The sequence below is a fragment of the Pseudomonas sp. KK4 genome (genome assembly GCF_001984065.1).
GTDB lineage: Bacteria > Pseudomonadota > Gammaproteobacteria > Pseudomonadales > Pseudomonadaceae > Aquipseudomonas.
Window position 1 is genome coordinate 1 of the sequence record NZ_LYVP01000170.1, and the last position, 8,605, is coordinate 8,605.

At 63.7% G+C, this 8,605-nt stretch carries 10 protein-coding genes; 1 reads left to right on the plus strand and 9 read right to left on the minus strand.

The genetic code is table 11. The features are described from left to right. The 9 genes from B0W55_RS27535 to B0W55_RS27575 form a co-directional block, all read right to left on the minus strand. Positions 1-264, minus strand: a 264-nt coding sequence (locus tag B0W55_RS27535; RefSeq protein ID WP_175645578.1) for an alpha-D-ribose 1-methylphosphonate 5-phosphate C-P-lyase PhnJ, incomplete at its 3' end; no start/stop codon positions are given. Continuing rightward, entirely contained in the window at positions 257-1,333 is a 1,077-nt protein-coding gene (locus B0W55_RS27540) for a carbon-phosphorus lyase complex subunit PhnI (RefSeq protein ID WP_077049061.1), read from the minus strand. The genes B0W55_RS27535 and B0W55_RS27540, both read right to left, overlap by 8 nt. Beyond that, positions 1,333-1,923, minus strand: coding sequence for a phosphonate C-P lyase system protein PhnH (gene phnH / locus B0W55_RS27545; protein ID WP_077049062.1), 591 nt, complete (start codon positions 1,921-1,923; stop codon positions 1,333-1,335). The genes B0W55_RS27540 and phnH overlap by 1 nt, the downstream gene beginning before the upstream one ends. Continuing rightward, positions 1,923-2,372: a phosphonate C-P lyase system protein PhnG gene (phnG, locus tag B0W55_RS27550; RefSeq protein ID WP_077049063.1), complete on the minus strand. Its 450-nt coding sequence runs from the start codon at positions 2,370-2,372 to the stop codon at positions 1,923-1,925. Before phnG ends, phnH begins: the two co-directional genes overlap by 1 nt. An 11-nt stretch (positions 2,373-2,383) precedes the next feature. After that, complete coding sequence (phnF, locus tag B0W55_RS27555; RefSeq protein WP_077049064.1) at positions 2,384-3,088, minus strand: phosphonate metabolism transcriptional regulator PhnF; 705 nt, start codon at positions 3,086-3,088, stop codon at positions 2,384-2,386. 38 nt (positions 3,089-3,126) lie between these two features. Continuing rightward, positions 3,127-3,909 (minus strand): phosphonate ABC transporter, permease protein PhnE, encoded by a 783-nt coding sequence (gene phnE, locus B0W55_RS27560; protein ID WP_077049065.1) that lies wholly within the window; start codon positions 3,907-3,909, stop codon positions 3,127-3,129. Positions 3,910-4,063: 154 nt separating this feature from the next. Continuing rightward, positions 4,064-5,074, minus strand: coding sequence for a phosphonate ABC transporter substrate-binding protein (phnD, locus tag B0W55_RS27565; RefSeq protein ID WP_077049066.1), 1,011 nt, complete (start codon positions 5,072-5,074; stop codon positions 4,064-4,066). A 41-nt stretch (positions 5,075-5,115) separates the two neighbouring features. Further along, a complete protein-coding gene (phnC, locus tag B0W55_RS27570; protein ID WP_077049067.1) occupies positions 5,116-5,949 on the minus strand; it encodes a phosphonate ABC transporter ATP-binding protein in 834 nt (277 codons plus the stop codon). A gap of 261 nt (positions 5,950-6,210) precedes the next feature. Further along, the gene (locus tag B0W55_RS27575; protein ID WP_175645580.1) at positions 6,211-7,122 is read right to left on the minus strand and encodes a LysR family transcriptional regulator; all 912 of its coding nucleotides are present in this window, start codon (positions 7,120-7,122) and stop codon (positions 6,211-6,213) included. Between the two features lie 135 nt (positions 7,123-7,257). On the opposite strand from B0W55_RS27575, the gene B0W55_RS27580 reads away from it, so the two are divergent. Beyond that, positions 7,258-8,466 carry an MFS transporter gene (locus tag B0W55_RS27580; RefSeq protein ID WP_077049069.1) on the plus strand — a complete coding sequence of 403 codons (1,209 nt, stop codon included), beginning with the start codon at positions 7,258-7,260 and terminating at the stop codon, positions 8,464-8,466. Positions 8,467-8,605: the final 139 nt, after the last annotated feature.

The following is an 8,605-nucleotide window of genomic DNA, read 5'->3' on the forward strand; positions in this document are numbered from 1 at the left end:
CGACACGGCGTTGGTGGTGTCGTCGGCGCCCTGGTCAATCACCTTGAGCACGTCATCGTCGCCAAGAATCGCCGCGGTCAACTGCATGCCGCCGGTGCCCCAGCCGTAGGGCAACGGCATTTCGCGGCCACCGAACGGTACCTGGTAACCGGGGATCGCCACGGCCTTGAGCAAGGCGCGGCGGATCATGCGTTTGGTCTGTTCATCGAGGTAGGCGAAGTTATACGCCGCGTCGCGTACGGGCGTCTGGCTCATGTCATTCATGGTCGCTGCCCTCGGCCGGCTTGCGCAGTTTGCGGATCAGTTCCAGTTCGGCCTGGAAGTCCACGTAGTGAGGTAATTTGAGGTGCGAGACAAAGCCGGCGGCCTCGACGTTGTCGCAGTGCATCAGCACGAATTCTTCCTGCTGCGCCGGGGACTCGATTTCTTCGTTGAATTCCTTGGCACGCAGGGCGCGGTCGACCAGCGCCATGCCCATGGCCTTGCGTTCGGCGTGTCCGAAGGCCAGGCCGTAGCCGCGGGTGAACTGCGCCAACTCCGTGGCCGAGCCCACAAACTGGTTGACCATCTCGCACTCGGTCACTTCGATGCTGCCCAGGCAGATCGGGAACCCGAGTTCTTCCGGGTCGATCCACACCTCGACGTCACCGATGCGGATTTCCCCGGCGAACGGGTGGTTGCGGCCATAGCCGCGTTGGGTCGAGTAACCCAGCGCCAACAGAAAACCCTCATCGCCACGAGCCAGGGCTTGCAGGCGTTCGGCACGGCTGGAGGGCAACTCCAGCGGGTCGCGGGTGATGTCGGCCACCGTGTAGCTGTTGTCGGATTCGTTCTTGATCAAGCCTTCCTTGGCCAGCAGGCCGAGCACCCGCGGGCAGGCGTCGAGGCTGGCGTTCTGGGTGGTCTGCGGCCCCGGGTACTCACCTTCAGCGAGCAGGGCAAAGTCGAGCAGGCGATGGGTGTAATCGAAGGTCGGCCCCAGCAGTTGGCCACCAGGCACATCCTTGAAGGTGGCGGACAGGCGCCGGCTGAGCAGCATGTCGGCGGTGTCGATCGGCAGGCTCGGGCTGAAGCGCGGCAGCGTGGTGCGGTAGGCGCGCAGCAGGAAGATCGCTTCCACCAGGTCCCCGGCCGCTTGCTTGATCGCCAGTGCGGCTAGTTCTTCGTCGTACAGCGAGCCCTCGCTCATCACCCGCGCCACTGCCAGCGGCAGTTGCTGACGGATCTGCTCGACACTCAGTTCGGTGACCGAGGTATCGCCCCGGCGTTTTTTCGCCAGCAGACGGTGGGCATTGTCGATGGCCTGTTCGCCACCCTTGACGGCTACGTACATCAGACACGCTCCTGTGTGATGCGGGTGCTGCGCGGCAGGCCGATCAGGTCATGGCCGGCGGTGAAAAACAGGTCCAGGCCACGGGGAAATTCGTTGCGGCGTTCACGTTCGCCCCAGAAGCCGTCGGCGACCGGCAGCGCGACCTGGTGTTCGGTTTCGATCCCCGGTCCGCGCCAAGCCAGCCCTGTCCCGCCATTCAGATTCGGCAATTGAACGAGCAAGGTGCAGGACTGATCGGGGTAGCGGTCGTTGCCGTGGTCGAAGCCGTTGAGGTCGAGCAGATCGTCGGCGCCGAGCAAGGCGAATCGGGCGGTCTCGCGGTCCGCGGTCAATGGGCAACCACAATGGAACGCCAGGTTCGCGCGGATCAGCGCTGTGTCGAACGACGGCGCCAGCCACAGCGGGGTGTCGACATCCAGCAGCGCCAGGCACAGGGCATAGGTGGCCGGCGCCAGGCCTTCGAGGCTCGGCGTGGCCTGCAGGGTCTGGACCAGGCCGGGCCCGGCCAGGGCCTTAATGGCCGCGCGAAACCCGCGCTGGCTATCCAGCACAGGATCGGCGAAGGCCGGTTGCAACAACTGTGCGCTCATCAGTTTTCTCCTCGCACGAGGGTGAAGAATTCGACTTTGGTGGCGGCGGTGTCCGCCTCTTTCAGGGCCCGGCGCTCGGCCTGGGCGCTGGCCAGCGGGGTGATGATTTGCTCGAACCAATGGTGCTGCCGGGGGCCTTGCAGATGCGCGTCGGCCAGCGCGGCCAGTTCGGCGTGGACCTTGTCGCGCCCCGCCAGGTAGCTGTAACCGGTGCGGCCGTCGGCCAGGCGCACCACGCAGCGGGTCACGCTCATTTCGCCGACGTTGAACGGCGCGCCGTTGCCGCCCATGCGGCCGCGGACCAGGGTCATGCCGATTTCCGGGGCGCGGATCAGTTGGTACTCGACGTCGCGCAAGGCGGCTTCATGTGCCTGCAGTTCGCTTGAACGGGCGCGGGCCAATACGCCGATCCAGCGCTGGCGTTCGGCGTGTGCAACAGGGTGATTCATGACGTTCTCCATCAGGTGACGACCTGGTACTGGAAGCGATCGGAACGGCTGGTGGACTGGGCCAGCTCCACCGCGCGGCCATCGCGATCGCGGGAAAGGGTGAACACACTCAGGGCCGGCAAATGCCGAGGCATCATCAGCAGCGCGGCTTCTTCGCGGTTGGGCAAACGGGCGCCGATCAGGCTTTGGGTGCGGGTCAGCGGCAGGTCCCGCTCGCGCAGGTACTGGCGCAGCGAGCCGCCGGTGTAGTCCGCCAGCAACGGCGCGTGGCTGGCGCAATAGCGATGGCGGATCAGGCTGACCGGTTGGTTGTCGAGCTTGCGCAGGGTTTGCAGTTCGATCATCGGCGCCATCTCGGCGATGCCCAGGTGCAGCGCCTCTTCACGACTGGCGAAGCAGTAACGGCGCTTGAGCAGCACCGCTTCGACGCCCAGGCCCTGGGCCGACAGCGACTGGCTGTAGGCACTGTCGGCGGCCATCGGGTAGATCAGCGGCCGTTCCAGCACCTGCGTGCCCTTGCCCTGGCGCCGCAGCAGGCTGCCTTCGAACACCAGCTCATCGATGGCGCGGCGCACGGTGTGGCGGTTGACGCCGAAGCGTTCGGCCAGCAGCACCTCGGCCGGCAGGAACTCCCCGGCGCTGTAGCCCGCCAGTTCCCGACGCAGAATGTCGGCCAGCTCGCGGTACACCGGCTCATCTTGTCTAGACAACTGCATGCTTTAAAAAAAGCGCCCGCAGGCACCCCTCCGAAAAGTCAGATGAACTGCTTGCGCAGGCGTTGCGAGAAGATGTCGATCAGGCTGACGACGACGATGATCACCAGCAACACAGCGCAGGTCTGAACGAACTGGAAAGCGCGGATGTTCTCCCAGAGGATCACCCCGATCCCGCCGGCACCGACCATCCCCACCACCGTCGCCGAGCGTACGTTGGCTTCGAAGCGGTACAGCGCGTAGGACACCCACAGCGGCATCACTTGCGGGATCACGCCGTAGATCACCTCCTGCAAGGCACTGGCGCCGGTGGCGCGCACGCCTTCGACCGGGCCTGGGTCAATCGCTTCCACGGCTTCGGCGAACAGCTTGGCGAGGACACCGGTGGTGCTGATCCACAGCGCCAGGACACCGGCGAACGGCCCCAGGCCCACCGCCACCACGAACAACATGGCGAAGACCATTTCGTTGATCGAACGGAAGGCGTCCATCACCCGGCGCAGCGGTTGGTGAATCCACCAGGGCGTGATGTTTTCCGAACAGAGGATGCCCAGCGGCACCGAGCAGACAATCGCCAGCACCGTGCCCCACAGGGCGATTTGGACGGTGACGATCATTTCCTTGAGGTAGGCGCGCCATTCATGGAAGTCCGGCGGGAAGAAATCCGCGGCGAAGGTCGCCATGTTTCCGGCGTCGCGGTACAGCGCCATTGGGTTCATCTCGGCGCCGTGCCAGGCCCAGGCCAACAGGACCAGGAACAGGCCCCAACCGGCGTACTGCGGCCAGGTGCGCTTGCCGACAGCTTCAGCGTGAAGAGTGGTCATTGGCGTTCTCTAAAAATGTGCGAATGCATTGGCCAACGAAAACCAATGTGGGAGCGGGCTTGCTCGCGAAAAAGCGATAGATCAGCCGCCGATGTGTTGAATGACACACCGCTTTCGCGAGCAAGCCCGCTCCCACAAGGGTTCGCGTCGTGGATCAGCCTGCGTTGGCAGCGGTCTTGTTGGTCTTCTCGAGCACGCTGATGCGCTCTTGCAGCTTGGCCAGTTCAGCGTCGATGTCGGCCAGTTTCTTGGCCTTGTCCGCCGCTTCTAGCTTGCTGTCGGCACTGATGGTGGTGCGCTGCTTGAACAGTTCGAGCTGACGGATCGGCAGCAACTGGTCGTCGCTGGACTTCAGGAACTTGCCAAGCTGCATGCCCGCCAGCACGGCTTTCTCGGAATCGGTGTCGCCATAACTGAAGATGAAATCGCGGATCTTCTGCTTCTCGCTGTCGCTCAGCGCCTTGCTCCACACCAGCGGGTCCGCGGGGATCAGCGGCGATTTCCAGATGACTTTGAGCATCGCGGCCTTGTCCGGCTGGGTGACTTCCAGGCGATCCCAGCTTTCGGTGTTGAAGGTCGCCACGTCCAGTTGACCCTTGGCCACGCTCAGGGCGTTGACTTCATGGCTGGAATTGAGCGTGCGTTTGAACGCGGTGGCCGCGTCGACGTTGTTCTTGGCGAACACGTAGTAGCCCGGCACCAGGTAGCCCGAGGTGGAGTTCGGGTCGCCGTTGCCGAAGGTCAGGTTCTTGGCGTTTTTCAGCATGTCGTCAACGGAGTTGATCGGGCTGTCCTTGCGCGCGATCAACACGCTCCAGTAGCCGGCGGCACCGCTGGCGGCAGCGGTCTGGGCGAAGATTTCGCCGTTGGAACGGTCCACCGCTTCGATGGCGGCCTTGTTGCCCAGCCAGGCCACGTCGACCTTGTTGAAGCGCATGCCCTGGATCAGGCCGGCATAGTCAGAGGCGAAGGTGGCGTTGACCTTCAGCCCGGTTTTCTTCTGCATGTCGTCGAGGAACGGTTGCCAGATACTCTTGAGGTTCTGCGACGACTCGGTGGACATGATGCCGAAGTTGATGGCTTTTTCTTCAGCCTGGGCGGTGCCCAGTACACAACTGGCGAGCAGAGCTGCGCCAGCGACAACGCGACCGATACGGTTCAGCATGGAAAGGCTTCCTGAGGTTGAACGGTGGGAATCAAGGAGGTTCAAGCGCGCGCCAGCACCAGCCGCGGCACGGCTTCGGCGGGGCGAATGTGGTCGGAGCACATCAGACTGGTGTCGATGTCGGCACCGTACAAATCGTTGAGGAACTGAGCGCTGAGCTCGGCGGCGCGGCCGTCGAAATGAATGCGCCCGCCCTTGAGGGCCACGGCACGCGGGCAATAACGGGTGGCGTAGTCGACTTGATGCAGGGTTACGACCACGGTCTTGCCGTCACGGCGATTGATGTCGGCGAGGATTTCCATGACCTTGCGCGCCGATTCCGGGTCGAGGGAGGCAATGGGTTCGTCCGCCAGAATCACTTCTGCCCGCTGGGTCAGGGCGCGGGCAATGGCCACGCGCTGCTGCTGGCCACCGGACAGGGTCGAGGCGCGTTGCGCCGCCAGGTCAGCCAGGCCGACGCGGTCCAGGGACTCCATTGCGAACTGTTTTTCCTGTGCATTGAACAGGCACAGGTTGCCGCGCCAGCGGGGCATGCGCCCCAGGCCACCGAGCAGCACGTTGTCCAGCACACTCAGGCGATTGACCAGGTTGAACTGCTGGAAGATGTAGCCGATGTCGGCCCGCAGGCGCCGCACCTTGCCATTGAGCCGTCCGCTGGCCTGCACTTCCCGCCCCAGTACCTTGACGCTGCCGCCATTGTTCTTGTCGCAACAGGCCAGGCCCGCGAGGTGGCGCAGCAAGGTGGATTTGCCGGAACCGGACGCGCCGATCAGCGCGACCATCTCACCGGCCGCAATGGTCAGGTCGAGGTCAACCAGTGCGGTTTTACGCGCAAAGGTCTTGTTCAGATGATCGACATGGATAGCTGCGTTCATGGGCTTCTCTGTCTGGTTGAACAGCCGTCCATGGCCGCATTTGAGTTCAACCGACTTTAGGCACGGGCTGTGTCAGCCCTATGACTCGCACATGTCGCTGGGTGGACCATTTGATGAAGGTTTTGTGAAAGGTTGGTGTTTGCGCTGAACCCTGTAGGAGCGAGCTCGCTCGCGATGAGCGTCAGCACACCGCGGGCATTCAGGCACCCCGCTTCATCGTTGACCTCCATCGCGAGCGAGCTCGCTCCTACAGTAAACGCGTTACTGCGCGGTTGCCTGGCCTGCAGTGCGCGCTCGCAGGCGCAGGGTCACGAAATCGAGGAACGCGCGCAACTTGAGCGGCAAAGGCGCCTGCCCCTTGTGCACCAGGCTGATCGGCAGCGCAGACGATTCAAAGGGTTCGAGCACCACTCGCAACGCATCCTTGTTCAGGGCATCGGCAACTTGATAGGACAACACCCGGATCACCCCCGCCCCGAGCATCGCCGCATCGATGGCCGCTTCCACCGTGTTGATGGTCAGCCGTGAGTGAACGGGCACGGACACCTGTGATTTACCCGTCTCGAACACCCAGGCGCCCACGGACGCCAGCACTTGGACGGTGATGCATTGGTGTTCGGCCAGGTCCGCGGGCGTCGCGGGTGTACCATGGGCCGCCAGGTAATCGGGACTGGCACACACCACCCGACGCACGGCGCCGACCTTCACCGCCATCAGTGAGCTGTCGGGCAAAGCGCCAATGCGCACCGCGACATCACAATGCTCTTCCATCAGATGCACCACGCGATCGGTGAGCATCAGGTTGATTTCGATTTCCGGATAGTGGGCGAGAAATTCCGCCACCACCGGCACCAGATGCAAGCGCCCGAACACCACCGGGGCAGTGACCACCAGTTCACCTTTGGGCGTAGCGTATTCGCCGGTCGCGGCGCGCTCGGCTTCGCCAATGTCTTCAAGAATGCGCCGGCAAGCCGCCACGTAGGAGGCGCCGGCTTCGGTCAGCGACAGTTGTCGGGTGGTGCGATGCAGCAGCCGCGTGCTCAGGTGTGATTCCAGCTCCGCGACTTTGCGACTGACCGTGGCCAGCGGCATGCCGAGCTTGCGCGCGGCGCCCGACAGACTGCCCGAGTCCACCACCGCGATCAGCACCGACATGGATTCAAGACGGTTCATGAGGCCCTATCAAATTATGGAAGGATGATTCCCGATCCTAGGGGATTATCCAGTTTTAGGCGAGTGGTTAAGGTGAGCACTCATCCCGCGCGCGATCCTCTTCGCGCAGCCAAGCCCACCTGAAAGGAGAGTGCCGTGAGCGCCCTGCCCTTAACCTCCGAGAGTTCATCCGCGCCTGCGGTCGCGTCTCGCGGCAAGATCATCATGATGGCGATCATCGCCGGCGCGGTGATTACCAACATCTACTGCACCCAGCCGATCCTGCCTCTGATCGCCTCAGACCTGGGCCTGGACCTGACCACCGTCGACCTGGTCGCTGGCTCTGCATTGCTGGGCTTCGCCACTGGCCTTGCGCTGCTGCTGCCCATGGGCGACCGCTTCGATCGACGCAAACTGGTGCTGGGCCAGATTGCCCTGGCGTTCTGCTTCGCCATCGCGGCGGCCCTCTCGCCCAGCGTCGGCACCCTGATCGCCGCTTCGTTCGGCCTTGGCATCGTCAGCTGCGTACCTCAGCAACTGGTGCCGTTCGCCGCCGTCATGTCCAAGCCCAGCGAACGCGGGCGCAACGTCGGCACGGTGGTCAGCGGCATCATGGTCGGCATCCTGCTCGGGCGCACCATCGCCGGCGTGGTGGGTGAAGCCTGGGGCTGGCGTGCGGTGTATGGCCTGGAGGCGGCGTTCATGATCCCGGTGTGGATTGCTGCGGCGGCATTGCTGCCCAAAGGCGTGCCCAGTACCAACCTGTCCTACCCGCGCCTACTGGCTTCGCTGTGGCCATTGATGCGCGACAACTCGGCAATTCGCCAGTCGATGTTTGTCCAGGCACTGCTGTGGGCCTGCTTCAATGCCTTCTGGGTCAACCTGGCGGCATTGCTGGCCAATGGTCCGTTCCAGCTGGGCAGCGCCTGGGCCGGCGGCTTCGGCATCATCGGCGCGGCGGGTGCACTGGCGGCGTCTTTGGGTGGTCGTGCGACTGACCGCTTGGGTTCACGCAGCGTGATAGGCGCCAGCATCGGCATCGTCACCCTGGCCTATCTGCTGCTGGCCGGGGCACAGACATCGATGGCATTGCTGGTGCTTGGGGTGGTCGTGCTGGACATCGGTGTGCAGTCGGGGCTGGTGTCCAACCAGACGCGCGCTTTTGCGGTAGATCCGAAGGCGCAGGGTCGCATCAACAGTTTGTACATGACGGCCACCTTCTTCGGCGGTGCGGTCGGTGCGGCGGTCAGCGGCTGGCTGATGACGCGGTTTGGCTGGTCAGGGATTGTGGAGTTCGGCATTGCCCTGGGGCTCATTGCCTTGGCGATCCACTGGATCGGAGCGCCGCGCCAGGCGAAGGGCTGACAGCCGATTCCGATTTAGCGGGTGTACTGCAATCGCCTCGCTCGCGAAGGCGGCGGAACCAATGTACTGACCGTGATCTTGTGGACAACACCCCCCTGTAGGAGCGAGCTTGCTCGCGAAGAATCTGAAAACGCCGCAG